Origin of the sequence: Candidatus Thiothrix sulfatifontis (assembly GCA_022828425.1) — a bacterium.
GTDB classification, from domain to species: domain Bacteria; phylum Pseudomonadota; class Gammaproteobacteria; order Thiotrichales; family Thiotrichaceae; genus Thiothrix; species Thiothrix sulfatifontis.
The window spans coordinates 486,482-510,811 of the sequence record CP094685.1; the positions used below are offsets into that span (position 1 = coordinate 486,482).

Below are 24,330 nucleotides of genomic sequence, written 5' to 3' on the forward strand. Positions count from 1 at the left end.
TGGACACGGCTTTTATTGCCAAAGCCACTTTTTATGGCAAATCCACAAATAGAGGGAACCTCTAAAAACCCCCTGAACCCCGTACAAATGTGAGAAAATATCCATTTGAGCCAATGACCCCGTTACTAGCCATGCCCAAGAAAAGTGCCATCAAAACCAGCCTGTTTGCCGCCGAAGAACGGGAACAGAAACTCGACCGCAAGGGCGACCTGCTGTCTACCCTAAATCAGCACGTCAACTTTGTCGCCTTGGCAGCAGAAATCGACCACATCGCCCCACGTCCAGGTGACAAGCGAGGAGGTCGCCCGCCATACCCCACGGAACTGATGGTACGGATCCTGGTATTGCAACACCTTTACAACCTGTCGGACGAGGCATTGGAATACCAATTACTTGACCGACTGTCGTTCCAACGCTTCTGTGGTCTGCGGCATTCCAGCACGATCCCGGATGCCAACACCTTGTGGGTATTCCGTGAGCGGGTCAGTGCGGCAGGTGGTGCGGATGCGCTGTTTGATGCCGTCCAACGGCAATTACAACAACACGGTTTTATTGCCCGTGGTGGTCAAATCGTCGATGCCACGCTGGTGGAAGCCCCTAAACAACATTTCCACAAAGAAGAAAAAGCGCTGTTGGAACAAGCGGCAACCCCCGCTGGCTGGACACCTGCCCAACGTCGCCAAAAGGATACGGAAGCAAGCTGGACGAAAAAACACGGCAAAAGCTACCACGGCTACAAACTCAGTATCAGTGCCGACCGGAAATACAAACTCATCCGCAAACGCCACATCAGCACTGCCAAAGAACATGACACCAACCATTTTGAAGCGGTGCTTGACCGAGCCAACACCAGCCGTGACGTATGGGCGGACAAAGGTTACGAAGACCAATCCCGTGAACAACGCCTCAACCAAAGTAGCTGGCGGTTACACATCCAGCACAAAGCCAAGAAAGGCAAGCCGCAATCCGACTGCCAGAAGCGCCGCAACACCCGCATCGCCAGACCCCGCGCACGGGTTGAGCATGTGTTTGGGTCAATCTGTGCAATGGGTGGTAAAGCCATCCGCACCATTGGGTTGGCGCGGGCAGTATTCGGCCTCAGTATCAAGGCTGCCGTATACAACCTGCGGCGGCTCTGTTCGCTCAAAGAGGGCGGAGTTGTACCCATTTGACGGGAAAATCCCCGAAAAAGCCGCAAAAATGCGGAAAAACAACCTAATTGTGGCTTGGTGTGTTAAAAATTGAGGTGGACTGGTGTTTTTTTAACAAAATGCCGACAGGCCAACGCTAACTGCTGCAATACGCCGAGTTTTTAGAGGTTCCCTCTTGTCTTCGCCCGCATAGAGTACATGCAGGATCGCTCCGACCAGCAGTGCGTGCGAAGTCTTCTCCCAGTGGTTGCGCCGCTCCAGCGCACCTTCGGGATCGACCAGAATGTCGGCGATGTTCTGTACATCGCGCACTTCATGCGCGCCGCGTCGGACTTCCAGCAGTGGGTTGTACGCAGCTGATTTGGGATCGGTCGGGTTGAACAGCAGGCAGTGCGAGAAGCGCGAGCGCCAGCCAGCGGTGATGTTCCAGTTTTCGCCCTTGATGTCGTGGATGACTGCGGATGCAGGCCATGACAACAGCGTCAGCACCACCAGACCCACGCCTTTGCCCGAGCGTGTGGGCGCGAAGGTCAGGACGTGTTCCGGCCCTTCATGGCGCAGGTACTGATCGTCATGCAGGCCGAGGAAGACACCAGCTGGATTGGTCAATCCTGCTTTGCGGATTTCCTTTGCATCGGCCCAGCGTGCGGAGCCGTAGGTGGTAACCAGCTTGGACTGCCGCGAGCGCCATATCGACATGCCAATGGCGACCATCACGGCGACCATGCCGCTGGCGCCAGCGATGGTGCCACCCGTGTTGAAGATGTGCGGCGCGTAAGCGTCGAAGAAGAACCACCACTCGAACAGACGCCAAGGGTGATAGACCGGTGTGCCGAAGAAGTCGAACCAGGGAATGCCAAGGCGTAGCTGGTAGCCCAGGGCAGCGGCAGTCCATTGTGTGGCACCCCACACGCCGGCTATGACGATGCAAAACACCGTCAGCACCTGACCGAACAGCACACTGGTCCCTTGCATCCTGACCTCCGAATTTCTCCTGCACATCGCGTGCACAAAGACGTGCCACAGACGTGAGATTCGGTGTTAGGTCAGTGCCGGTCAAAGACCGTTATTGGCACAATCTACGGAGAAAAAGCAAGACTTCCAGTAGCAGCGAAGACGAGAAAAACGCCGCAAGCGGCTGCGCGTTGCGGCGTGTATGGAGATTTGTTGAAAGATTTTTTGCCGACGTGAAGAATCGATACACACGGAGCCATACGACAGGCATTGACCGGCGGCAGGGGCGCTATCTGTGCTAGGCGATCAGTTCTTCGGTGTCGGCTCGGGCGTGTACGGCGTGCCGTTGCCCATGAAGCGCTTGCGTGCGGCTTCGGCCACTGCGTTGCACAACGCATCGCCCAGCTTCGCACGGTCGGCCTTGCACTGCTTGCGCAGTTCCTTCAACCGCTCGGGATTGGCTGCCAGCGATTCGACCGTCTCTGTAGGAGCGGACTGGCCACAGGCGGTCAGCAAGACCAAGAGCATCAGGGTAGTAGTCATCTTCATGGCATGTCCTCTCATTGAACGGTGGCGGGATTCGATGCTTGGTCATCAACAGGGCTCACCCTGTCGATGAAGCGGCTCAACTGTTCGGAGGGCTCGGTGTCTGGTCGCAACAGGTAGGTGGTCAGCATCGGTGATCGACCGGCCAGCGGACGGGCGATCACATCGGGATTGCGGCATGCGGCGATCTGACTTTCGCCCGCGAACCCCAAGCCGTAACCAGCGGCCACCAAGGTCATCATCAAGTCCAGTGTTGGCACACGATCCGTCACGATGGGCTTGGCATCCACCGTGCGCAGGACCCGTTTGACCTGCTGCCAGAAGCCTTCGCAGGTTTCGGGATGGCACAGTACCAGCGGATAGCGCAATACCTCGTCAAGCGGGATGCGCCGATGCACCAGGATCGGATGGCGCGCCGGTACAACGATCACCAATGGCTCACTCCAAATAGCCTCAGCAACGATGCCTTCTCCCACTTCATCGGATTGTGCAAACCCCGCGTCATACAGGTCACTGTTCAGCCCCTTGATCTGCAGCGACAGCGGCGTTTCTGATAAGCGAATCTCTACCTCTGGCTCATCTTCGCGGCACTGCGCCAGCAAAGCCGATAGTCGTGGCTGGGCGATGCCATCGGACAGCGCGATGCGTAGGCGGCCGTGGTAACCGGTAGCCGCCGCCTTCACGCTGGCTTTAGCTTGGTCGATAGCTGCGAAGATGCGATGGGCCTCCTCCAGAAAAACCTTACCCGCCCAGGTCAACCGCGTGCGTCGTGTCGTCCGCTCGAACAACTGCACGGCCAAGTGGGATTCCAGTTCCTTGATAGCCCGCGACAACGGCGACTGCTCGATGTGCAGGCGCTCGGCCGCACGGGCGAAGTGCAACTCTTCGGCCACTGCGATAAAACAACGAAGGTGACGTAACTCCATGTTGTCTGGCCTATCGGTTATTTGCGCAACTCACGATTGTTCGGTCCGAACCAGCTTGTGCCGCCCCGAAAGCATGATTCCGAACAGCTTGCCAGGGGATGGATTGATGCCGAGAACAACTCCGTTCGGTTTCAGCTGGGCACGGCCATCCTTGATAGTCAGTGTTCCGGCCGTGTCGAACACGACATCAAATTGATGCTTGAGCGAGTCGACATTGAATTGCTGATAGTCGAAGACGGGAACGAAAAGCCGATGGTCACGGCCAGGCACCGCGATCTTCACCATCACAGTCAACCTTACGAATTCACTTGCACGCATACTTGCTCACCGTCTTTGGCAATCTCAACATGGGGGGATGACTCGCTTGTGGCAAGAAGCCAAGCGTCAAGATTGTGGCCAATGTGCGTGAGCCAGGTGCGGTCGGGATTTACCTTATTAATTGCCGCCAGTGCAGTGGGCCAGTCATTGTGATTTTTCGGCTCAATCTGTGGCGGGTAGCTGCAATCGAGGGCCAGGCCGTGCGGATGCCAGTCGGTCAGAAAGGTTTCGGTGCGGGGTGGCAAGCCGAGCGTATCAGTTAGGTAAGCAAAGCGGCTACCCCGTGAAGATTCGATGGCATAGCCGAACGTCACTTTGGAGTGAATCAGAGGTAAGGGCGTAAGTGTCACATCGGCGATAGTGATTGCTACAAACTTGGTTAATGCATGAAATTCCAGCACGCCGGGGTGTTTGTACAAGTCGGAGCAACCATCCGAGTCGGGTGGCCCATAAACAGGAATGCGCGTACCCACACCCCAGCGCAGATGAAACAGACCCTGCACATGGTCGGGGTGAAAGTGCGTCAGCACAATGGCATCCAGATCACCGGGGGCGAAACGCTCATGCAGGTCCGTCAACCCGGCATCAAGCAAGATGCGCGTGTTGCCTGATTCGATCAGCGCTGAGCACGGTCGGCGTACAAAAACCGGCTCTAAGCGCGCGCGCTCGCAGGCCTCACAGGGGCAACCAAACAGTGGCACGCCACCCGCAGCGCCTGTGCCTAAAAAAGTTACGCGCATGGCACAGCCTCGCTGTCACCCATTTTTTGTCGGTCGCTTTGCAACACAGGGGGCGCGCCACTGCAATGGCGAATCAAGTCCACCAGCGTGTCACCGGCCACCCGTAGTTCGCCATCGTTGCGGATAACCTCGCCACGGCGACCCAAAGGCTGGCTTTGGGTCGCACGCGCCAGGCGCTTCTCGATCTCTTCTGCACACTCACGGCCGCGCGCTTGCAACCGCGCACGCAGCACCTCTGGCGACACCTCAACCCATACTGGCATTAGCTCGGGATAGCGCTGTGCTGCCGTTTCAAGATATTCCCGCGACCCATTCACCACCACCGTGATGCCTTTTGCCAGCCATTGATTGACTTCAATCCCGATGCCATAGGAGTGACCATGGCTTTCCCAATGCATGGCCATCAAACCAGCCCTGCGGCGGGAATCGAATTCCTCTTGCGTCAATGCAACGTGGTTTTCCCCGCCAGCATCCGCAGCCCGGGTGATGTAGCGATGGGAAAACACCACCTGGCTCTCGTTGGCCAGGCTATTCCTCGCATAGCTCATCAGACTATCTTTGCCGCTTCCCGAGGCACCCACGACATAGATCACACGTGCATTCATGGCAGTTCCTTCACGCATGGTCGAAGTGCGCCGACAGCGCTGCCACCCCAGCCACCCAAACCCGATCGGCCTGTGGCAAGCCACCCAGATATTTGACCGCCACCAGATCCGCCCGCTTGCCGAGGGCGATTTCACCCCGGTCAGTGAGCCCCGCAGCACGCGCTGGGTTGTGGGTCACCAAACTGATGGCATCAGCCAGGCCAATGCCAGCCAGCTCGGGTAACTTCATCACTGACGGCAGCAGCGCTGCAGCCGAGTAGTCGCCGCACAGGCAATCGACCACACCTTCGAGCACCGCGTCCAGCGCGCGCATGTTGCCCGACTGTGACTTCCCGCGCAGGATGTTGGGTGCACCAAAAAGCGTCGCCATGCCACGCGCACGCGCTGCCTGGGCAGCAGCCAGATTCGTTGGAAACTCCGAGATAACAGCACCCAGGCTCGCCAGCGCATCGACCTTCTCAACGCTATCGTCGTCGTGGCTGGCAATTGACACGCCATGCTCACGAGCTACTGCTGCAAGAGCGGACATACGCGCCATTGCCCCTTCGGCGGCGGACTGCTTGTTGGCTAGCAACGCATCCAACTCTGTATCGGAGGTCTTGTAGCTGCGTGCTAGGTAGGCACGGTAGGAGGCTACGTCCTGGAACTGCCCCTGCCCGGGACTGTGGTCCATGAAGGACAGCAAGTGCCCATGGCCGTGCTTCAGAAGATCTGACAACACCGGAGGAGCGGTCTCATCCGTGACCTCGTAACGAACATGTACCCTGTTGTCTACCAGTGCGTGCGCCTGCCATGCGTAAACTGCGCGAGCAATCTCTGCGGCAAAACTATTGTTCCGCACGCCCAGCTCATGATTGGCAAACGACAGGGCGTGAAACACCGTGGTGATGCCAGCCATGGCATTGCGTTTGTCGGCCTGGGCGCAGGAAAAATCCAGAGGAAAGTGAACGCCTGGGCGGGGTTCAACTTCTTTTTCAAGCGCATCACAGTGCAGGTCAATCATGCCGGGGATTAACAGGTGTCCGGAGAGGTCAAGCGTGCGGGTGTTGCCCACCGCTTCGGGGTCAATCGCCGCAATGATGCCGTTATCGATCAAAATGGCCACGTCGTCACGCACCTCTTGGGCGAAAACGACACGGGCATGGGTCAAAAGTAGAGGGCTCATGATGCACAGGTCTCCAGAATGTCAGATACAGCCACAGGGGGTGTGAGTTCCACCACGCGGTCAGCCAGGCGCTGCACCAGCTCGGGGTGGTGAAAAATCGCAAGCATGGCCACGCCTTCGGCCTTGATGGTGTTGATCAGCTCAATGACCCGCTCGGTCGTCGTCGGGTCGAGGCTGGCGGTGGGTTCGTCCAGCAGCAGCAAACGGGGCCGCGCAATCAGACCACGCGCCAGGTTGACGCGCTGCTTTTCGCCGCCCGAAAAGGTGGCTGGTGGAACCCCCCACAGGCGCTCGGGCACATTGAGCAGGCCAAGCAGTTCACTGGCGCGTTCGCGGGCCGCTTCTCGCTGTACACCTTGTGCCACTAACGGCTCACACACCACGTCCAGCGCGCTACGCCTTGGCAGGCAGTGCAAGAATTGGGTGACAAAGCCGATGTCGCGCTGGCGCAGTTCCAGCATGCGGTGCTCCGAGGCCTGGGCCAGGTCGGTGCTGTGGCCTTCGCTATCGCGGTAGACCATGCGCCCGCTGGAAGGCAGGTAGGTGCGGTAAACGCACTTCAGCACCGACGACTTTCCCGCGCCCGTGGGGCCAATCAGCGCGGTCAACTGACCGGCATGAACTTGCAGGTGCACGTTCGCGCACGAAGGAATCAGCTTGTTTTGCTCGTGCAACTGAAAGTGCTTGCTCAAGCCGTCGATTTCAAGAATAGGTTGCATCACATGGTTCCTTACAAGGCAGACGCGACCAGCCGCTGGGTGTAGGCGTGCTGCGGGTCTTCCAGAATTTGATCGGTCAGACCCGACTCGATCACGCGCCCGTACTTCATGACCAGCGTGCGCCCCGCCAGCAGCCTGATCACGCCCAGGTCATGGGTGACGACGATCATGGCGGTGCGCAGCTCCTGCTGGATTTCCAGAATCAAGTCCAGGATGCGGGCCTGTACTGACAAGTCCAGGCCGGTAGTGACTTCGTCGAGGTACAACAGGGGTGGCCGTGTCGCCAGGGCCTTGGCAATTTGCACGCGCTGCTGCATGCCGCCCGAGAATTTCTTTGGCGACTCGTCCATGCGGTCGATCAGCACCTCGGTGCGCGCCAGCAACTGGCGCGCCCGTTCGCGGATGTCACCGTAGTGGCTGATGTCACTCATGAGCAGTCGCTCGGCGATGTTGCCGCCGGCCGAGACGTTGAAGTTCAGCCCCAGGTGCGGGTTTTGGTACACCATGCCAAAGCGGTGGTTGCGCAGCCAGCGCTGACGGGCCGCGTTGAGCGCGAACATGTCCCACTGCTGAGCGCCTTGCGCATTGTCGAAAAAGATGGCTTCGCCTGAGGTGGGGGCTTCGTCAAAAAACAGATTTTTGACCACGGTGGACTTGCCACTGCCCGACTCGCCCATGATGCCGAGAATCTCGCCTTCGTGCAGGTCCAGGCTCACGTTGTGTGCCGCCACCACCGAGCCGCAGTGCGGGCAGATGTTGGTGTCGGCCTCGGGGCCGGTGGACTCAAAACACTGCGGGCAACCCCGGCCGTAGATTTTTGACAGGCCACGGACTTCAAGAATTTTTTTCATGCGTTTTCCTCCGCCAGCAGCATGTGCTGGGCCAGCTGCTGGTTGCAGTAGTCAGAATCCGAGCACTGCCAGAATTTTTGCGTACCGTCCTGTGCATCGGCCGGAATGATTTCGTCCAGGAAAGAGTCCACCGCACCACAGCGCACACAGGCGTGGCGCTGGCCCTGCGCATTTGTGAAGTCTTCGGTGCGAAACGGCACATCGTCAAAAACCAAGGGCTCGGCGCGGGTGTATGGCGGCACTGCGTAGATTTTCTTTTCCCGCCCGGCCCCCAGCAGCACCAATGCTTTGGACTGGTGCAGTTGCGGCACGTCGTAGCGCGGGATCGGGCTGGGGTCAATCACGTAATGCCCGTTGATGCGTGTGGGGTAACGGTGCGAGATGGTGATCTCATCAAAGTGCACCAGGTCTTCGTACAGCTTGGTCAACAGCCGCGAGTAATCACCCTCGCCATGCATCACCTTGCGCCGGGCCTCCGAGGACTCGACCAACACCAATGGGTCTGGGTACGGCACTTGCAGCACCAGCACCTGCGCTTCGGTCAGCGCTGTCTCTGGAATGCGGTGGCGCGACTGAATCAGCGTGGCATCAGTCGTGGACTCGGTGGTATCGATGCCGGGGCAGGTGAGCTCCACAAACTGGCGCAGGCTAACGGCGTTGACCGAGTCGTCGGAGCCTTGGTCAATCACTTTCAAGACATCGTTCTGACCAATTAGCGACAAGGTCACCTGCAGGCCGCCGGTGCCAAAGCCGCGCCCCATCGGCATCTCGCGCGAGGCGTAAGGGGTTTGGTAACCAGGGATGCTGATGGCCTTGAGAATGCAGCGGCGCACCTCGCGCTTGGCGTATTCATCGAGAAAACCGAAGCTGTAGGCCGCTTCGTCAAGCGGGAGTTCGTAACCGGGGTTCATGCCTTGACTCCTTGCGTGGCTTTGGACTGTGTAGTGCGCAGACGGTCCATGTCGGACTGAAAGGTCACGTAGTGCGGCATCTTGTAGTGGCTGGCAAAACCCATCGAATCGACACCATCCACGTGCAACAGCACAAACTCCGGATCTTCCGAAGGGTTACTGGGGCCGTCGCGCATGCCTTTTTGCAGCGCGCGGTCGAGAATCGCCATGGCAATGGCCTTGACCTCGTTGTGCCCGAAGCAAGCGCCATAGCCCAGGGTGAACACGGGCAGGCCGTCGTTGTCGCCCCCTTCGTACATGGCGACCACTTCGCATTCGGTCATCAAGACCTCGCCCGCTTCGATCAATTCACCCGTCACCGGGTGCGGCAGCATTACCGGCAGGTAACCCACGCGCAGTTCGGCAATAGTGGGGTGCACATCGCCATACCCGCGCATATTGGAATAGGCAATGGCCAGCAAGGAGCCGGTTTCAGCCCGCGCCATCGTGGCGAGTGCAGCCGAGCGCGGCACCGGGAACACCAGCGGTTCGCGCGTGATGTCAAAGGCTTCAGCAGAGCGTGAGGCCAATGGCGGGAGCAAGCCATCGGCGCGCAGGGCATCAAGCACTTTGGGGAAGGTATCGGGCAAGTCGGCATCGGGCTGCGCTTGCATGAAGCGCCTGGCCACGTCACGAAACGCCTGCGGCGACTCCTCAGCCAGATCCATGCGCATCAGGCGCAGGGCGTAGTCGTAAGTGGCCCCCAGCATCTGGCCGCCAGGAATGTCCTTGAAAGCCGACGAGATGCGCCGGATCAGTCGCATGTTGGAGGTGTCTTGTACCGGCATCTCCAGCAGCCGCGGCTTGGTTGACCTGTAGGCCCGTAGGGTAAACGCCGCTTCCAGCGTGTCGCCCTGCATCTGTTTGATGGCCAGTGCTGCCAGGCGTGGGTGGTAAAGACCGCCTTCGGACACCACACGCGAGGTCAACAGGCGCAACTGGTGCTCAATGGTCGATAAAGTTAAAGGCGTGCCGTTATCCCCCTCAGCGGTGCGTAGAGCTTCTGCGGCAGCGTGCGAGCCTTCAATGGCGCGACCGCCTCCTTTGATGGCTACATAGCCCATGTTGTTTCTCCTTGCGCGGCCATCGGTGTGGCATCTGTGGCTAATGTGGTTCTGGGCAGGGCGACGACACTGTTGGTATCGACCAGGATTAGGTCCACGCCCAATGGGAAGCCTTCGTTCCAGACTTGGCGGCGCGCCAGCCAAGCGGGGTCAAGGCCAGAGATGGCCAGCGCTTGCGTAGTGGCAATGCCGGGGCCGGTGAGTTGCCAATGCATGCCCTCGCCCAGGGAGGCAACTTTCAGCAAAATCGTCGCACCAAATTCTGGTGACTCCAGCGTGCCCAAGCTTGGCTCGAATGGGGGCGACTGGCTGCCATCGGCCACAATGAATTGCGCGTGCTCAGGCTCCGTCATGCGGGCTTGCAGGCGCTGAAGTGTCAAGGCATCCAGCAGGTTTTGCGGGTCGGCCAGGGTGGCCTCGCGGTCCACCAGCGTGGCCAGCGTTTGCGTCAAGGCTTCACCATCGGCCAGGGTTTCAATACGACCGGGAAAGCTGAAGGCGCGCATCAACTGGCGAAACACGGTTTGCTGGTTTGGCGCACTCCAGACCTGCAGGTCTGCACTCATGACCTCATTCATCATCGTTCTCCTCATCGGATGTGCCCAGCAGCGAAAAATCGACCCGCGTGCTTGCCAGCAAGGCGCGGCGTTGCGCGGTTTGCTCGGCCAGGCGGGTCTGTCCGCTTGCCAGCAAAGCCTGTGCTTCTTCATGGCCGGGCATCTGGGCTGCCAGTACCGCATCCAGCACAGCAATGGCGCGGGCCAGGCTGGCGCGGTCATCGAGCAACTGAGCCGCGCCTTCGCACGACTTGCCATCTGCCGTGGTGACGCGCACGCGGGCAATCGCCAAGGGCACTTCGCCGGGGTAATAGGCATCGCCCTGGGCGCTGTCGCACAACTTGAGCAATGCCAGACCCGATTGGGGTAGCTGGATGTCTTGCACCGCGTGCAGCTCACACAGACTGCGTGCCATATTGCGCACAGACGCAGCCGGACAAGCCAGCAACAGACGCGGCCATTGGGTGCGCTCAGGTACGCCAATCAAGGCGTGGGGTGAAGGCCTCATGGGCGAACTCCTTGTTTCAGAATTTAGGTGGGTAGTCATCATCAATCCAGTCTTTTTCGCAACCAGGCTGAGGCGTAGTCGATGAGCAAAATGGTCGCCAGGATGACCAGAATCAGCGCTGCAGATTGGCCGTACTCAAACAGGCGCAAGGTGTCGTGCAGCGCCAGCCCGATGCCGCCCGCACCCACCAAGCCCAGCACGGAGGCCATGCGCACGTTGCGGTCCAGGATGTAGAGCACGTTGCCCAGGGCTTCGCGCAAAATCGACGGCCAACCTGCATACATGACCATCTGCGCGAAGTTGGCACCGGTGGAAGCCACGCCTTCACAGACACCTTTGTCCACGCGCTCCAGGCTTTCGGCAAAAAACTTGCCCAAAAAACCTGCCGTGTGCACGCCCAGAGCCAGTGCGCCGGGCAAGGGCCCTAGGCCTAGCGCTGTCACAAAGATCAGCGCCAACAGCAGGTCGGGCATGGCCCGCATAAAGTTCAGCAGCTCGCGGGCGATGCGGTAGATCACCACGTTCGGGGCAAAGTTGCGTGCGGCCAGCGGTGCCAGAAAAAAGGCGACGACCAGCGCGAACACTGTGCCCCATAGTGCTGTGGCCAGGGTGACACCCATGAGGTGTACATATCTAGATAAGTCTGCGAAATCGGGTTTTCCATAGCGGCTGAAATACTCGCCCATGTCGGCCAGCCCGTAGGCCAGTGTTTCAAAGGAAAGCTCCAAGTCGTGCACGATCACCCACAGAAGCGCAAGTGTCAAAGCCACCCACACGGGTATCGGGCTGCGCGGTTTAGGAGGCAGCGATTTGGTCACTGACGCTACCAGCTTGGACTTATTTGGCATCATTGCTTTCTCCCATTCAGAATCCGACGGCGAAAGCTGTCGGACGCCCGGTCCAGCGCGGTGACCACCAGATAAATCGACAGCGCGATCAGCAGCAGCCGTTCGTACTGGAACAGGCGCATGGACATGACCAAGTCATAACCAATACCGCCAGCACCCACCAAGCCGAGAATGGCGGCGGCGCGCAGGTTATGGTCCAGGATGTACATCACGGTACCGACAAAGTCAGGCAAAGCCTGGGGCAGCATGGCAAACAGGCGAACCTGCATCCAGCCCGCACCGTGCGCACGCACGCCTTCCACCGCTTTGTGGTCTACCACCTCTATCGACTCAGCAAAGAACTTGCCCATGAATCCCACCGTGACAAACGCCAGTGCCATCACGCCTGGCAACGGGCCCAGTCCAACCGCAGACACAAATACCAGTGCCCAGACCAACTCCGGCAAAGCGCGCATCAGGCTCAACAAGTCGCGCGTGAGCCGATAGACGACGAGGTGCGGCGTGGCATTGCGTGCTGCCAGAACGCCCAACGGTAAGCTGATGACGATGGCAATGGCGGTGGCAAGCACGGTCATTTCCATGGTCTCCAGCATCTTTGCCAGCAGTTGTGGCACATAAGCCCAGTCTGGTGCCACAAACATCTGCCCCGCAAAGGCCAGCATCTTGCCAACCGAGGTGATCAGGCGCACAAAGTCCACCTCGACGATCGGTGCCGTCAACCAGAGCGTGAGCAACAGTGCGAGCACGCTGCCTACCAGTGGCAGCGGCAGCCGACCGCTAGACGTAGGCCAGCGCCATGTCGAGACTGTTGTCATTTTCTATGCCCTCACGTTGGTAAATAGTGCGCAGCACCGTGGCTGTCATCTGTTGGGGGCTACCGTCGAAAACGATCCTGCCGCTGTTCATGCCAATGATGCGGTCCGCAAAGCGACGCGCTAGTTCGACTTGATGCAGGTTGACAACCACCGTGATGCCATCGCGGTCACAGATATCGCGCAACAGCGTCATGATTTCTTCGCTGGAAACCGGGTCAAGGCTGGCCACGGGCTCGTCTGCCAGAATGACTTTAGGGTGCTGCGCCAATGCGCGTGCGATGCCAACACGCTGCTGCTGACCGCCGGACAACTTGTCGGCACGATTCCATGCCTTGTCTGTCAACGCCACACGTGACAGCGCCTCTTGGGCAATGCCCATGTCCTCATGGCGGAACAGGTAAAATAAGCTACCTACCCACGAACGATGGGCCAAGCGACCAGTCAGGACGTTGGTGACCACTGAGAGTCGATCCACCAAATTAAACTGCTGGAAAACCATGGCGACCTTGGAACGAATTCGGCGCAGTTGCTTGCCGTTGACGACTTCGCCGCCAATGCGCAAGGAACCGCTGGTTGGTGTCTCCAGGCCATTCATCAGCCGCAGCAATGTGGATTTTCCCGCACCGCTGGGGCCGAGGATGACCGTGAAGCTGCCCGGTTTAATCTCAACATTGATACCTTTGAGCGCCTCAAAACCATTGGGAAACCGTTTGGTAACGGCCTGAATCGAAATATCGGACATTAACTTTCTCCTTGATCAGACAAGGCAGGCCAACATAGCCCACCTTGCCTGAATGGCTTACTTGAGCTGTTCTTTTTTCAGGCCGAGTTCTTTCACCATGTCGCGTACGACTTGGTAGTCTTTCGGGCTGACCGCCACGTAATGGCTCAGATCGCCGTAGCCGGTAACCTGAATATCTTTGTGCGCATTCAACACCGCGTCACGAATCTTGGCCTTCATGTCAGCGGGTAAATCACCCCGGTAAACCAACGGCGAGCCAGGCAGGGGGGAGGACTCTTTGATAATGCAGTTGGTTTCTTTGGTAATGAGTCCCTTGGCAATCATGGCGGGATAAGTGATGTCGTTGTCTGCGGCGGCATCAACGGTCTTGTTCTTGACGGCCAACTCAGCCGCGTCATGCGAGCCTGCGTAGGTGAATTTGCCGAAAAACTCTTGCGGCATCATGCCGGTTTCCTGCTTGACCATATAAGTTGGCATCAAGCCACCAGAGGTCGAAGCTGGATCAACAAAAGCGACGTTCTTGCCCTTCAGATCCTTGATTGACTTGATACCCGAGTCGCAAGGGGCAACGATGATGCTTTTGTAGGTGCTGGTTGTGCCACCCTTGCGGATGCCAACGGCAAAAGCTTCAGCACCGGCTTCCATTTCAGCCAAGTAATACGACAGAGGGCCAAACCAGGCAACGTCCACACGTTTCTTTTTCATCGCCTCGATCACGCCGGTGTAATCGGTCGCGGTAAAGACCTTCACGTTCGCACCAAGTTTCTTTTCCAGATAGAGCCGCATGGGCTCGAATTTCTGGATCATTTCTTCGTTGTTTTCGGCCGGAATCAGGCCCATAACAATGTCACGCGCTTGAGCAGCGCTGGCAGCAAAAGACAAGGCCAAAGTCAAGGCGCTTGCAGCGAGAGTAGGTTTCAAATACATTTAGGAGACTCCTGTGGGGAAGATGGTCGAAAAATTGAATGACTGGTCAGTCACGGGTTAATGCGCAGTTGGATCCGGTCTGCACGGAACCGGGTAATGGCGTATTCGATTGGGGTTCCATCCCGCTCGTCTACATTCACACTCTTTACCCGCAGCACCGGTCGGTTCTGCGGCATGCCCAGCAACTCTGCGTCATCTCCTTGCGGGAGCACCGCTGTCACCAGACTTTCGGTTCGTTTTAACTTGCAGCCATAGTTGGCTGCAAGAAATTGGTGAAGTGACTCACCGCTGTAGCGCGTATCCAGATCGGGAAATCGATCAGAAGGGATGAAGTGAGAGATCACACACAGTTGCCGATCAGAAGCAGTACGTAATGTTTCAATCCAGAAAACCCGGTCACCGATATTGAGCGCCAGGCGCTGCGCCACACGCTCGGTTGCGCCCAGCGTTTGCAGGCACAAAATGCGGTTTTCCGATTGCAGCCCGAGAGCTGCAAGGTTTTCTGTGAAACGTGTGCCGGTGCCAATCTGGTAGTCGATCTGGCTGTCCAGTACAAACACGCCACGCCCGTGGCGGCGCTCCAGCAGGCCGGCTTCGACCAATTCGTCAATCGCGCGACGCAGCGTGTGGCGGTTTACTCCGAATCGGACCGCAAGCAAGCCTTCTGCCGGTAGGCAATCTCCAGGTCCGTAGCCGGTGGCTACTTCCTGTTCAAGCTGACGGGCAATCTGCACATAAAGCGATTCACCGTTATTCCGGCTGACTGCGTAAAGACTCATATGTGGTTATCTATACATGTTGATATGCAGTGATAGTAACCCGCCTATGTGACATCTTCATGACGAAAGTGGCTCGACGAAAAGCAACCGACTATATGTTTACGAAAATCAGCAAGGGCAGCTGTCAATCAGACAGAGGGTCCGCGCTGCCGTCCAATCTCCCACGACACACTGTTACCTCGCACCGTTGCGGTCATAGTCTGCCCAAGCCGCTGATCGATCACCGGTTTCCACGGCACCAGACTGAAACTCATACCGTCGTCGAGCATGGCGAACCGCCCGCTGGCGAGTTGCACGCTGCGTCGGTAGGCCCCGCTTACGTTCTTGCCATCGGCCACCGGCCGGTGCTGCAAGCCAGTCTCGACCGCGATGTTCTGACCTGCGACCGCAAGCTCCCTGTCACGCAATGTTCGCAGCAGGTCGCGCGCCAAGATCACGCGCTGCCCGCGTCGCTCGGCCAGCCCTTGGTCAATCAAGAAGTCGGAGCGCTGCTTGAATGCTTCGCGTACTTCATTACCAAAGCCCAGCTCGCCCAAGCCCTTGCCGCCTCCGATCAATTGCTGGTCCAGCCAGGTCGCGCCGATCACACGTGCCTGCCGCTCGATGGGCAAGTGCGAACGCAGTTCCACTGCCACGCCACCCAGCCGCTGCATGTCGTATTGCCTTGCTCGATGCGAATAACGCGCCGTGCCACAGCAACCTTGGCCTGCCCGTCGCGTAACCGCTTCAGCCAGTCGATGTACAAGTCCTTGTGCTCACCGGGACTCAGGTAGTGTTCAATCTCGTAGGTTGTCATTTTCGTCTATAAACGAATGACAGTAGACATTATCTATAAAAAAATAAAATATATAGATAATAATTATAAATGGCAAAATGCACATCCAGAGCGTAAATTCCTAACAGTAATAATAGCCTAGAGTAGGGACTAACGGCATGGCGGAGTACAGCTTTAACGCATTGAAATCCAATGAAAAGGCATTTGTTGCCATGACCAGTCTCAACGTCAAGGAGTTTTTGGGTTTGCTCGAACTGTTCAGCGCAGCTTACCAAACTGACCTACACGCACGGGGCAAACGTGTTGATGAGACGCGGGGTCGTTCTGATGGGAAACTGGCATTAATAGAAGACAAACTGTTTTTCATTCTGTTTTACCTGAAGACCTATCCTTTACAAGAAGTGCTGGCGCATTCATTTGATCTTCCCCAAAGTGTGGCAAACCACTGGATACACCGCTTATGCCCGGTATTACAAAGTGCATTGGATAAGATGGGACATAAGCCATCTCTTTATACACAAATCAGTCCTCCCCCAACTCACTAGCCATCTGAATCCCATAAATACAGTCCAGCACCCTTGAGTAGCCAAGCCAGATACTTTTAGCCCCCGGTTCGCCATCGCATTTTCTGCCCAAAAAGCCCCCCAGTTCCGCTAGATTGCGGATCACTTGATTGAGGGTAGGTATGCCATCGGGTAGTGCTTTTTTGCCGAGCCGGAAGGATACTTTCCATTCCAGCGGGTCAAACACCAGATCAGCCGGAAGTTCTGGGCAGGTACGCCCCAACCGCATCAGAAACATAATCCGCCAGGCCACCATGATGTAGAGCGCGAGGGCTTTTTCGATGCGCTCTTTAGTGTCCAGTTGCAGTTTTTCGACGCGACAGCCGACTTTCAGGACATCAAAAAACATCTCGATTTCCCAACGCGCCCGATACCAGTCGATGAGTTCACAGGCGGCATCGGCGGTCTCTACACAACGGTTGGTGACTAAACGCCAAATGAGGGACGATTTTCCGGCGGGTGGGTTGATTTCTTTGGCTTGAACCAAGGTCAATAGCATCGGATGCTTACTTTTGGGACGCAGGGTGTAACGTAACACCTTGATTTCTTGTACCACTTTGCGAGGCTTTTCACCCTGCTTGCGCGGTTTGGTAAAAGTGATACGAGTCAACGCCTGTTGTTGATCAATGGCATCCCACAGTTTGAGGTCATCCCCCAAGGCGCGGTTATGTTGCGCCCGTATCAGCAGGTCAGCCGGGTAATCCAAGGCTTGCGCCCGTTTGAGTAAGTCATAAAAGTCGCTTTCACGGTCGCCCGTATAGATGAGGCGGTGTTCAGGGCAGCGTGCCGCCAGTTCGGCTACCCGTTCATACCCTTCAATCCAGCGACGGCTTTCTTTGATGCCGGGGTTGGCAAGATCCGCCGCTTTGCTCAAGCCCCGTGACCACATCCACGTATCGGTGATCCCCAGTGGCAGACGGTCTGGGGTGATACACAAGGTCGGATGCAGGTACATCCCGCGTTGCTTATCGTAGGATAAACGCCCCAAACCCTCGGTTTCCTGCCCATTGAAATCCAGTTCGGTGGTGTCTTGAATACACAGGATAATCCGCGAATCTTGCTGACGGATTCGACACTCGGTCGCTTCAAAGTGGGATGCCATCAAAGCGTCATGACTCACCGCCTCATTCCAGAAGAAACGGTACGTCGCCAAGGTGCTTGACCAACTTTGGCAAGCTTTCGGGATGCTCGATTGGGGGGCTTTGAGCATGGCGTTGAGGATATGGGCAGCGCGTGTTTCGAGACGCTTGTCTCCCAAATCAAGATCGGTGAGTTCGGTAGATGACCAGTTCATGGGTGAAAATTGCTTATCTTACATCAGCTTGGGGACTTGTGTATAAGGAGATGCGTTCATGGGGGTACGGATTTCGTGGCTCATATTCGCCAGAAATTCGCTTTTGGATTGATTGGCGCGTTCCGCCTCCTCCTTGGCTTGTTGCAGCGCGGTATTCAAACGGGTCAGTTGACGATTCCAATAAATACTGCCCAGCAAAATCAGGCTTGCGCCGATGACGAGTTTCCACAGCAAGGCATAATCTGTGGTTTCAACCACCGTGATTGAATTCCAGTTGCGCTTGATCGCATCGTGATCGGCTTGCGTCAGGGAATCGACGGCTTTTTGCATAATGCCCAATAGTGGCGGGGAATCTTTACGCACCGCAACCGAAATGGGGTAGTTGTAATCCAGTTTGCCGATGATTTTTAGGTTGTACAGCCCTTGCTGAATAATCTGAATGCCATGCGCAAACGATGCCACGCCAGCGTAAGCCTCACCGTTTTCCACCTTTTCAAACAGCGCATCGGGGGTTTCCGCCTCAATAAAAAGGGTACGGGGGTAGTCTTGGCGCAAGCGCACGCCAACTGCGCCGCCGGTGGGGATAACGATTTTTTGATCCGCAATATCCGCCAACGACTGCACAAACGGTCGCCCGGATTTGGCGAGCAAAACATGCGACGTTTGATAATAAGGCGTGGTGAAGGACAAAAAATCTTCACGTTCAGGGGTTTTGACCGCACCAGACAGGAAATCGCACTTGCCTTCGCGAACAAACTGCAAGGCTTCGCCCCACGTATTGCTCAACACCTGCTGCAACGGGAGATTCAAGCGTTGCGAAAAAAGTTGGAGGTAGTCGGCGAAAATGCCTTTGTGTTTGCCATCCTCCAAGAAGTCATAGGGTTTCCAGACGGGGCTGAAGCAATAGCGCAGCGGTGCGCCTTGGCGTTGGTCGAGCCATGTTTGTTCTGCGTTGGTCAGAACGATGCGGGTGGTGGGTGGGGCTTGCTCAACAGCCGGAGCATTCGCCGTTGAAAAGATCAACAGACCACACAGGAGGATGAGGAGCAAGGGTTTCATGCGCACAATAGTAGCGCATCTGTCACACCAATATAACTACCAACTCCTTCGGCCCATGTACCCCATACGCCAGCGTCTGCTCAATATCTGCCGACTTCGACGGCCCCGAAATCAGTAGCGCATTGCTGGGCATTCCCATTTGCACCCAGCCTTGCGCCTGCACCGCTTCCGCAAACGTGGTGTAGAGCTTATCCACTTCCAACAGCGCAATATGCACGGGTGGAACCAGCGACATTAAACGCGGTTCGTCAACGGAAGGCATCACGATCAACGTTCCCGTTTCCGCAATCCCGCCATGAGTCCCCGTAAACGCCGCATCTATCCCGTAAAACAGCTCCTGTTTCCAGCTTTCAATCGGCTGGTCGTAGGTTTTGAGTGCTGGAAACCGTTCGGCTTGCGCGTGAATCTGTTTGCCCAGCACCGTTTCTGGCGAAACCAACAAATTATTCAAACCTTTATCCACACACACCTGTTGGACGACATCTAGCCACGTTTCGGGTGTGGCGTGATGCACTTCGGCGCGTACTGCGACCATGCGTTCGGTGAAACGGCGTACCCGCTCTGCCGTGTCCCAATCGTAAGAAACCCCTCCTAACCTCCCCTTGTCAGGGGAGGAACAAGAGGCGGTTTCTTTCAGGCGGGCGAGGATATTAGCGCGTGCCGTATTACTCATGATCAACTCCCAGATCTTTTGCCTGTTGGTGCAAAGTGGATTCCGCCAGTTTCGGCGCAGAACGTACTGTCGTCCACGCGCCCAAATTCGTCGGCAACATCCCTTTAAAGCGCGTCGCCAGCGTCGAACCTGCGTGATAAATCGTCGGATGCGTTGCCGCCCACGCCCACGTTTTCCACGTTGCTGCTTCGCTCAAGGTACGGCGTTTACCCGACCCCACTGTGTTGGTATTGGCGGTATCCCTGCGTACCCCGTCGTAACGCAAGCGGTTGAGAATACTCGGAATCGGGATGCGTACCGGGCAAACTTCGCTACACGCGCCGCACAAAGTCGACGCCTGCGCCAATTCGCCATGCACATCCAGCCCCGCTTTTTGCGGCTCTAAAATCGAACCAATTGGCCCCGGATACACCGTGCCATAACTGTGTCCACCAATGCGCACGTATACCGGACAATGATTAATGCACGCCCCGCAACGAATACAACGCAAGGTCGCCAGCAATTCCGGGTCACTGTAAATATTGGAACGCCCATTATCCAGCAACACCAGATGCACGGCTTCAGGGCCATCCTTTTCCCCCGGCTTACGCGGGCCGGAAATCATATTGAAGTAAGTGGTAATCGGCTGCCCCGTCGCCGAGCGCGTCAAAATGCTCAATAGCGGTGGCACATCGCTCAAACTTTCCACCACCTTTTCGATGCCCGTGACCGCGATATGCACCGACGGCGCGGTGGTCGACATCCGCCCATTGCCTTCGTTTTCCACCAGACACAGCGTGCCGGTTTCCGCCACCATGAAATTCACGCCGGAAAGCCCCACGGGTGCAGCATAAAACTTGTCGCGCAAAATACGTCGAGCGGTTTGCGTCAATTCATCCACGTCTTCGGTGTAAGGAATGTCGGGGAATTTTTCGTGGAACAGCTTGGCAATCTGTATGCGGTTTTTGTGAATCGCAGGCATGATGATGTGCGACGGGGTTTCGCCATCCAGTTGGATAATGAATTCGCCGAGGTCGGACTCCAAACACTCAATCCCCAGAGCTTCGAGGAAATGGTTCATGCCCATTTCTTCCGACACCATCGACTTGCCTTTGATGATCGACTTGGCGTTGTGGCGTTCCAAAATCGCTTGCACGATCTGGTTGCCTTGTTCAGCGGTTTCTGCCCAATGCACTTGGATGCCGTTGCGGGTCAGGTTGGCTTCGAGCGTTTCCAACAATTCCGGCAACTTGCTCAGGGCATTGGCGCGGATTGCCATGCTTTGGGTGCGCAAGCGTTCCAGTTCCACTTTGTCGGGAAACTGGTCGAGGCGACGTGTCATCAAGCCATCCATCGCACGGTAGAAATTGGCGCGAACTTCGGGCTTGGCGAGGTTAGCGCGGACAGTATTGCGGAATTCGCTGCTCATGCTGCGTTCCCCCCCGTTCTTTCCCACAAAAATTCAGCAATGTGCTGGTGCGGAATCGCATCCCCCTGCTTTGCCATTGCCCCGCCAATATTCATTAAGCAACCGCATTCCTGACTGATCAAACGATCCACGCCGGTATTGCGAATATGGGTCACTTTATCCAGCACCATCGCAGCGGAAATTTCCGGTTCTTTCACCGCGAACGTGCCGCCGAAACCGCAGCATTCGGGTTTGCGAGCGTGTTCCACCCGTTGCACATTGCTGAGTTGCCCCAGCAGCGATTCGATCTTGTCGGCAACACCCATTTCACGGCGGGCGGAACAGGAGGTATGTACTGCCACTGTCAGCGGTTCGCCCAAATCTTGCAGCTCAATGTGCAGCACATCAACGAGGAACTCGGTGAGTTCGTACACGCGGCTGGCAACATCGACGGCTTGCGCTTCATCCGGTTGCCCCGCGAAGAGTTCGGGGTAATGCACTTTCATCATCCCCGCACACGAACCGGATGGAATCACGATGGGAATGGGTTTGGGGAACAGCGCGATTTGCGCCCGTGCCACAGAACGCGCTTCGTCGCGGTAGCCGGAATTCCAGGCGGGTTGTCCGCAACAGGTTTGTGCAGGCGGGAAAATCACTTTCACTCCCGCACGTTGCAGCAATTGCATCGCCGACACGCCCGCTTGCGGGTACATCAAGTCAACAAGGCATGTGCCGAAAAAGTAAATGGTGTCAGGTATGGGGGGCATGGGTTTACCTTCCAAGCAAAGTAAGGTGGCGCAACGACCGCACTTTGCGGGCTTCGTCTGCGTCGATGGATTTGAGGGAATCTTCCACAAAAGCCAGATGTTCTTGCGCGGCTTTGCGGGCGCGTTCGGAGTCACTGGCAAGGACGGCTTCCATCAGTTCGCGGTGCTGATTCTTCAGCGGATCGAACACGCGCGGGATGGTGTAGAGCTTATCCAGATTGTGCGAAATGCTGTTTTGCAGCAGTTCAAACAGGTTTTTCATGACGTGCAGCAGCACCAGATTGTGCGAGGCTTCGACAATCGCCAGATGAAAATCGGCATCGGCGCGGGCTTCGTCCATCGGGTCAGCACTGCCGTGGCGGGCGATCATGCGCTCGAAACAGTCGCGGATATTGGCTTTGTCGTCATCAGTGGCACGCAAAGCGGCATACCAGGCGGCATTGCCTTCCAAGGCGTGGCGGATTTCCAGCACGTCGAAACGGTATTCGGGATTGTCGCGGAACAACTCGACCAAGGGGCTGCTGCACGGCGCGTTGGCTTGCGGGGTATCGTTTTCCACAAACGTGCCGCCGCCGGGTTTGGAAACCAGCAAACCCCGGCTAATCAGGGTTTGGATGGATTCGCGCAAGGAAGGGCGCGATACGCCGAATTGTTCCGCCAAGGCGCGTTCGGCAGGCAAACGTTCGCCCAGCGTGAAATGCCCGCTGGTGATCATTTGTTCCAGTTGTTGAGTGAGTTGTTCGGCGATACGTAATTTCTTCATGGCTTCCGCTTTTTTGGTCTTACCAATTTTCGCTATCATAAAAGCCTGAAAGTTTTATTGCAAGTGGATTAGATTGTGTATTGACAAGGACTTACGAAAAGCCCCAGAATTCATGGTCTTACCATTTAGCCATTATAGCACAATTGGTAAGACCAATAATATTCAGGAGGAGGAGTTCTCAATGAGTCAAACGCTACTTTCGTTACTGGCATTTTTGCCCTTGGTGCTGGCAGCCGTGCTGCTGGTGGGATTTAACTGGCCTGCACGGCGAGCGATGCCCGTGGTTTTCGTGGTGACGGTGGCGATTGCGCTTACCGCGTGGGAAATGACGGCTAATCGGGTGCTGGCTTCTACCCTGCAAGGGTTGATTCTCACAGGGGCGATTCTGTGGATTATTTTCGGAGCCATTTTGCTGCTGAATACGCTGAAGCATTCGGGGGCGATTACCGCGATTCGGGCGGGCTTCTCGAATGTCAGCACCGATCGACGCATTCAGGTCATTATCGTGGCGTGGTTGTTTGGCTGCTTTATTGAGGGTGCATCCGGTTTTGGTACACCCGCAGCGGTGGTTGCGCCGTTGATGGTGGCTTTGGGTTTTCCGGCAATGGCAGCGGTCATGGTCGGGATGATGGTGCAATCCACGCCGGTATCATTCGGTGCGGTGGGTACGCCGATTATCGTTGGGGTTTCTGGCGGTTTGGATAAGGCTGGCATCAGCGAAAAATTACTCAGCGAAGGCTCAAGCTGGGATGTGTTGTACGCACTGATTACCTCGGAAGTGGCGATTACGCACGCGATTATTGGCGTGTTAATGCCGCTGTTCATGTGCGTGATGTTGACCCGCTTCTTTGGGCGTAACAAGTCGTGGATGGAAGGGTTGGCAGTTGCACCATTTGCGATTTTTGCCGGTTTGGCATTTGTAATTCCTTACGCATTGGCTGGCGTGTTTTTAGGGCCGGAATTCCCTTCTATCATTGGTGCATTGGTGGGTTTGTCATTGGTTGTACCAGCGGCGCGTGCCGGTTTCTTGGTGCCGAAAAAATCGTGGGATTTTGCGCCACCGAGCGAATGGGCAGCGGAATGGATGGGCAGCATCGAAATCAAGCTGGATAGCCTGACCGCAAAAGCACCCGTGTCGATTGGCATGGCGTGGTTGCCGTATGTATTGCTGGCAGTGTTGCTGGTGCTGTCACGGGCGAATGCCGAGGTAAAAGCCTTCCTGAACAATACGTTGGTATTGCCATGGGTGGATATTCTCGGTGAAAAAGGCATTTCCGGCAAAATCGAGTTCCTGTACTTGCCGGGTGGCATTATGGTGTTGGTGGTGCTGGCGACATTCTTCCTGCATCGCATGAAATTTTCTGAGTTGAAAGCGGCAGTGGGCGAGTCTTCGCGTACTTTGCTGGGTGCTGGCTTTGTATTGATTTTCACCATTCCAATGGTACGGATTTTGATTAACTCTGGGGTGAATCTGGCGGACTTGCCGTCCATGCCACGCGCAATGGCGCAATTGGTTGCCAGCAGTGTGGGCGATGTTTACCCGTTCTTTGCTCCGGCAGTTGGGGCGTTGGGCGCGTTTATTGCTGGCTCGAATACCGTTTCCAACCTGATGTTGGCGCAATTCCAGTTTGATACGGCTGGCTTGATTGGGGTATCGGGTGCAATGTTGGTGGCGGTGCAAGCGGTGGGCGCGGCGGCGGGCAATATGATTGCGATTCACAACGTGGTGGCGGCATCGGCAACGGTGGGCTTGCTGGGGCGTGAAGGGCAAACCATTCGCTTGACGATTATTCCGACGCTGTATTATTTGGTGATGGCGGGCATTATTACCATGATTGCCATCCATTTCTTAGGCGTGACTGACCCATTAATGTGAGGCATTGC

Annotated in this window: 25 protein-coding genes and 3 pseudogenes; 3 read left to right on the forward strand and 25 right to left on the reverse strand. The window is 56.6% G+C overall.

The features are described from left to right. Nucleotides 1-131 precede the first annotated feature (131 nt). Entirely contained in the window at nt 132-1,172 is a 1,041-nt protein-coding gene (locus L3K52_02455) for an IS5 family transposase (protein ID UOG92607.1), read from the forward strand. Nucleotides 1,173-1,328: 156 nt separating this feature from the next. Here L3K52_02455 and L3K52_02460 read toward each other — a convergent pair. From L3K52_02460 to L3K52_02550, 19 genes and pseudogenes are all read right to left on the reverse strand, one after another. Then, nucleotides 1,329-2,126 (reverse strand): annotated as a pseudogene (locus L3K52_02460) (type IV secretory system conjugative DNA transfer family protein). A gap of 285 nt (nt 2,127-2,411) precedes the next feature. Continuing rightward, nucleotides 2,412-2,633, reverse strand: coding sequence for an EexN family lipoprotein (locus tag L3K52_02465; GenBank protein UOG93957.1), 222 nt, complete (start codon nt 2,631-2,633; stop codon nt 2,412-2,414). Between the two features lie 32 nt (nt 2,634-2,665). Further along, nucleotides 2,666-3,577 carry a LysR family transcriptional regulator gene (locus L3K52_02470; GenBank protein ID UOG92608.1) on the reverse strand — a complete coding sequence of 304 codons (912 nt, stop codon included), beginning with the start codon at nt 3,575-3,577 and terminating at the stop codon, nt 2,666-2,668. 30 nt (nt 3,578-3,607) lie between these two features. Next, complete coding sequence (locus tag L3K52_02475) at nt 3,608-3,862, reverse strand: hypothetical protein (protein UOG92609.1); 255 nt, start codon at nt 3,860-3,862, stop codon at nt 3,608-3,610. Nucleotides 3,863-3,873: 11 nt separating this feature from the next. Then, nucleotides 3,874-4,635: a phosphonate metabolism protein PhnP gene (gene phnP, locus L3K52_02480; protein ID UOG92610.1), complete on the reverse strand. Its 762-nt coding sequence runs from the start codon at nt 4,633-4,635 to the stop codon at nt 3,874-3,876. Next, nucleotides 4,626-5,240: a phosphonate metabolism protein/1,5-bisphosphokinase (PRPP-forming) PhnN gene (gene phnN / locus L3K52_02485; GenBank protein UOG92611.1), complete on the reverse strand. Its 615-nt coding sequence runs from the start codon at nt 5,238-5,240 to the stop codon at nt 4,626-4,628. Before phnN ends, phnP begins: the two co-directional genes overlap by 10 nt. A gap of 10 nt (nt 5,241-5,250) precedes the next feature. After that, nucleotides 5,251-6,405, reverse strand: coding sequence for an alpha-D-ribose 1-methylphosphonate 5-triphosphate diphosphatase (locus tag L3K52_02490; GenBank protein UOG92612.1), 1,155 nt, complete (start codon nt 6,403-6,405; stop codon nt 5,251-5,253). Further along, a complete protein-coding gene (phnL, locus tag L3K52_02495; GenBank protein ID UOG92613.1) occupies nt 6,402-7,124 on the reverse strand; it encodes a phosphonate C-P lyase system protein PhnL in 723 nt (240 codons plus the stop codon). Before phnL ends, L3K52_02490 begins: the two co-directional genes overlap by 4 nt. An 11-nt stretch (nt 7,125-7,135) precedes the next feature. Then, nucleotides 7,136-7,975, reverse strand: coding sequence for an ATP-binding cassette domain-containing protein (locus L3K52_02500; protein ID UOG92614.1), 840 nt, complete (start codon nt 7,973-7,975; stop codon nt 7,136-7,138). After that, nucleotides 7,972-8,886, reverse strand: coding sequence for an alpha-D-ribose 1-methylphosphonate 5-phosphate C-P-lyase PhnJ (locus tag L3K52_02505; GenBank protein UOG92615.1), 915 nt, complete (start codon nt 8,884-8,886; stop codon nt 7,972-7,974). The genes L3K52_02500 and L3K52_02505 overlap by 4 nt, the downstream gene beginning before the upstream one ends. After that, on the reverse strand, nt 8,883-9,989 hold the full coding sequence (locus tag L3K52_02510) for a carbon-phosphorus lyase complex subunit PhnI (GenBank protein ID UOG92616.1): 1,107 nt from the start codon (nt 9,987-9,989) through the stop codon (nt 8,883-8,885). Before L3K52_02510 ends, L3K52_02505 begins: the two co-directional genes overlap by 4 nt. Further along, complete coding sequence (gene phnH, locus L3K52_02515) at nt 9,977-10,570, reverse strand: phosphonate C-P lyase system protein PhnH (GenBank protein ID UOG92617.1); 594 nt, start codon at nt 10,568-10,570, stop codon at nt 9,977-9,979. Before phnH ends, L3K52_02510 begins: the two co-directional genes overlap by 13 nt. Continuing rightward, the gene (gene phnG, locus L3K52_02520) at nt 10,560-11,054 is read right to left on the reverse strand and encodes a phosphonate C-P lyase system protein PhnG (protein ID UOG92618.1); all 495 of its coding nucleotides are present in this window, start codon (nt 11,052-11,054) and stop codon (nt 10,560-10,562) included. The genes phnH and phnG overlap by 11 nt, the downstream gene beginning before the upstream one ends. A 41-nt stretch (nt 11,055-11,095) precedes the next feature. Further along, on the reverse strand, nt 11,096-11,905 hold the full coding sequence (gene phnE, locus L3K52_02525) for a phosphonate ABC transporter, permease protein PhnE (protein UOG92619.1): 810 nt from the start codon (nt 11,903-11,905) through the stop codon (nt 11,096-11,098). Next, nucleotides 11,902-12,648 (reverse strand): phosphonate ABC transporter, permease protein PhnE, encoded by a 747-nt coding sequence (gene phnE / locus L3K52_02530; GenBank protein ID UOG92620.1) that lies wholly within the window; start codon nt 12,646-12,648, stop codon nt 11,902-11,904. Before phnE (L3K52_02530) ends, phnE (L3K52_02525) begins: the two co-directional genes overlap by 4 nt. Nucleotides 12,649-12,679: 31 nt before the next feature. Continuing rightward, nucleotides 12,680-13,459, reverse strand: a complete 780-nt coding sequence (phnC, locus tag L3K52_02535) for a phosphonate ABC transporter ATP-binding protein (GenBank protein ID UOG92621.1) — start codon at nt 13,457-13,459, stop codon at nt 12,680-12,682. A gap of 57 nt (nt 13,460-13,516) precedes the next feature. Beyond that, nucleotides 13,517-14,386: a phosphonate ABC transporter substrate-binding protein gene (phnD, locus tag L3K52_02540; GenBank protein UOG92622.1), complete on the reverse strand. Its 870-nt coding sequence runs from the start codon at nt 14,384-14,386 to the stop codon at nt 13,517-13,519. 50 nt (nt 14,387-14,436) lie between these two features. Continuing rightward, entirely contained in the window at nt 14,437-15,165 is a 729-nt protein-coding gene (phnF, locus tag L3K52_02545; GenBank protein ID UOG92623.1) for a phosphonate metabolism transcriptional regulator PhnF, read from the reverse strand. A 128-nt stretch (nt 15,166-15,293) separates the two neighbouring features. Then, nucleotides 15,294-15,926: pseudogene (locus L3K52_02550) on the reverse strand (DUF3363 domain-containing protein). Between the two features lie 172 nt (nt 15,927-16,098). On the opposite strand from L3K52_02550, the gene L3K52_02555 reads away from it, so the two are divergent. Continuing rightward, entirely contained in the window at nt 16,099-16,485 is a 387-nt protein-coding gene (locus tag L3K52_02555) for a transposase family protein (protein UOG92624.1), read from the forward strand. On the opposite strand, the gene L3K52_02560 is transcribed toward L3K52_02555, so the two are convergent. The 6 genes and pseudogenes from L3K52_02560 to L3K52_02585 all read right to left on the reverse strand — a co-directional run bounded on the left by L3K52_02560 (nt 16,463) and on the right by L3K52_02585 (nt 22,485). After that, the gene (locus L3K52_02560) at nt 16,463-17,797 is read right to left on the reverse strand and encodes an IS4 family transposase (protein UOG92625.1); all 1,335 of its coding nucleotides are present in this window, start codon (nt 17,795-17,797) and stop codon (nt 16,463-16,465) included. The two genes, L3K52_02555 and L3K52_02560, sit on opposite strands and share 23 nt — an antisense overlap. Nucleotides 17,798-18,127: 330 nt before the next feature. Then, a pseudogene (locus L3K52_02565) lies at nt 18,128-18,856 on the reverse strand (transporter substrate-binding domain-containing protein). A 22-nt stretch (nt 18,857-18,878) separates the two neighbouring features. Next, entirely contained in the window at nt 18,879-19,529 is a 651-nt protein-coding gene (locus L3K52_02570) for a lactate utilization protein (GenBank protein UOG92626.1), read from the reverse strand. Next, the gene (locus tag L3K52_02575; protein UOG92627.1) at nt 19,522-20,937 is read right to left on the reverse strand and encodes a LutB/LldF family L-lactate oxidation iron-sulfur protein; all 1,416 of its coding nucleotides are present in this window, start codon (nt 20,935-20,937) and stop codon (nt 19,522-19,524) included. Before L3K52_02575 ends, L3K52_02570 begins: the two co-directional genes overlap by 8 nt. After that, nucleotides 20,934-21,683, reverse strand: a complete 750-nt coding sequence (locus L3K52_02580; protein ID UOG92628.1) for a (Fe-S)-binding protein — start codon at nt 21,681-21,683, stop codon at nt 20,934-20,936. The genes L3K52_02575 and L3K52_02580 overlap by 4 nt, the downstream gene beginning before the upstream one ends. A gap of 4 nt (nt 21,684-21,687) precedes the next feature. Then, nucleotides 21,688-22,485, reverse strand: a complete 798-nt coding sequence (locus L3K52_02585) for an FCD domain-containing protein (GenBank protein ID UOG92629.1) — start codon at nt 22,483-22,485, stop codon at nt 21,688-21,690. 142 nt (nt 22,486-22,627) lie between these two features. On the opposite strand from L3K52_02585, the gene L3K52_02590 reads away from it, so the two are divergent. Beyond that, nucleotides 22,628-24,322 carry an L-lactate permease gene (locus L3K52_02590; GenBank protein UOG92630.1) on the forward strand — a complete coding sequence of 565 codons (1,695 nt, stop codon included), beginning with the start codon at nt 22,628-22,630 and terminating at the stop codon, nt 24,320-24,322. Nucleotides 24,323-24,330: the final 8 nt, after the last annotated feature.

Coding starts and splice junctions, on each gene's coding strand:
- L3K52_02455 (UOG92607.1), top strand. CDS start 132: ATGCCCAAGAAAAGTGCCATCAAAACCAGCCTGTTTGCCGCCGAAGAA.
- L3K52_02465 (UOG93957.1), bottom strand. CDS start 2,633: ATGCTCTTGGTCTTGCTGACCGCCTGTGGCCAGTCCGCTCCTACAGAG.
- L3K52_02470 (UOG92608.1), bottom strand. CDS start 3,577: ATGGAGTTACGTCACCTTCGTTGTTTTATCGCAGTGGCCGAAGAGTTG.
- L3K52_02475 (UOG92609.1), bottom strand. CDS start 3,862: ATGGTGAAGATCGCGGTGCCTGGCCGTGACCATCGGCTTTTCGTTCCC.
- phnP (UOG92610.1), bottom strand. CDS start 4,635: ATGCGCGTAACTTTTTTAGGCACAGGCGCTGCGGGTGGCGTGCCACTG.
- phnN (UOG92611.1), bottom strand. CDS start 5,240: ATGAATGCACGTGTGATCTATGTCGTGGGTGCCTCGGGAAGCGGCAAA.
- L3K52_02490 (UOG92612.1), bottom strand. CDS start 6,405: ATGAGCCCTCTACTTTTGACCCATGCCCGTGTCGTTTTCGCCCAAGAG.
- phnL (UOG92613.1), bottom strand. CDS start 7,124: ATGCAACCTATTCTTGAAATCGACGGCTTGAGCAAGCACTTTCAGTTG.
- L3K52_02500 (UOG92614.1), bottom strand. CDS start 7,975: ATGAAAAAAATTCTTGAAGTCCGTGGCCTGTCAAAAATCTACGGCCGG.
- L3K52_02505 (UOG92615.1), bottom strand. CDS start 8,886: ATGAACCCCGGTTACGAACTCCCGCTTGACGAAGCGGCCTACAGCTTC.
- L3K52_02510 (UOG92616.1), bottom strand. CDS start 9,989: ATGGGCTATGTAGCCATCAAAGGAGGCGGTCGCGCCATTGAAGGCTCG.
- phnH (UOG92617.1), bottom strand. CDS start 10,570: ATGATGAATGAGGTCATGAGTGCAGACCTGCAGGTCTGGAGTGCGCCA.
- phnG (UOG92618.1), bottom strand. CDS start 11,054: ATGAGGCCTTCACCCCACGCCTTGATTGGCGTACCTGAGCGCACCCAA.
- phnE (UOG92619.1), bottom strand. CDS start 11,905: ATGATGCCAAATAAGTCCAAGCTGGTAGCGTCAGTGACCAAATCGCTG.
- phnC (UOG92621.1), bottom strand. CDS start 13,459: ATGTCCGATATTTCGATTCAGGCCGTTACCAAACGGTTTCCCAATGGT.
- phnD (UOG92622.1), bottom strand. CDS start 14,386: ATGTATTTGAAACCTACTCTCGCTGCAAGCGCCTTGACTTTGGCCTTG.
- phnF (UOG92623.1), bottom strand. CDS start 15,165: ATGAGTCTTTACGCAGTCAGCCGGAATAACGGTGAATCGCTTTATGTG.
- L3K52_02555 (UOG92624.1), top strand. CDS start 16,099: ATGGCGGAGTACAGCTTTAACGCATTGAAATCCAATGAAAAGGCATTT.
- L3K52_02560 (UOG92625.1), bottom strand. CDS start 17,797: ATGAACTGGTCATCTACCGAACTCACCGATCTTGATTTGGGAGACAAG.
- L3K52_02570 (UOG92626.1), bottom strand. CDS start 19,529: ATGAGTAATACGGCACGCGCTAATATCCTCGCCCGCCTGAAAGAAACC.
- L3K52_02575 (UOG92627.1), bottom strand. CDS start 20,937: ATGAGCAGCGAATTCCGCAATACTGTCCGCGCTAACCTCGCCAAGCCC.
- L3K52_02580 (UOG92628.1), bottom strand. CDS start 21,683: ATGCCCCCCATACCTGACACCATTTACTTTTTCGGCACATGCCTTGTT.
- L3K52_02585 (UOG92629.1), bottom strand. CDS start 22,485: ATGATAGCGAAAATTGGTAAGACCAAAAAAGCGGAAGCCATGAAGAAA.
- L3K52_02590 (UOG92630.1), top strand. CDS start 22,628: ATGAGTCAAACGCTACTTTCGTTACTGGCATTTTTGCCCTTGGTGCTG.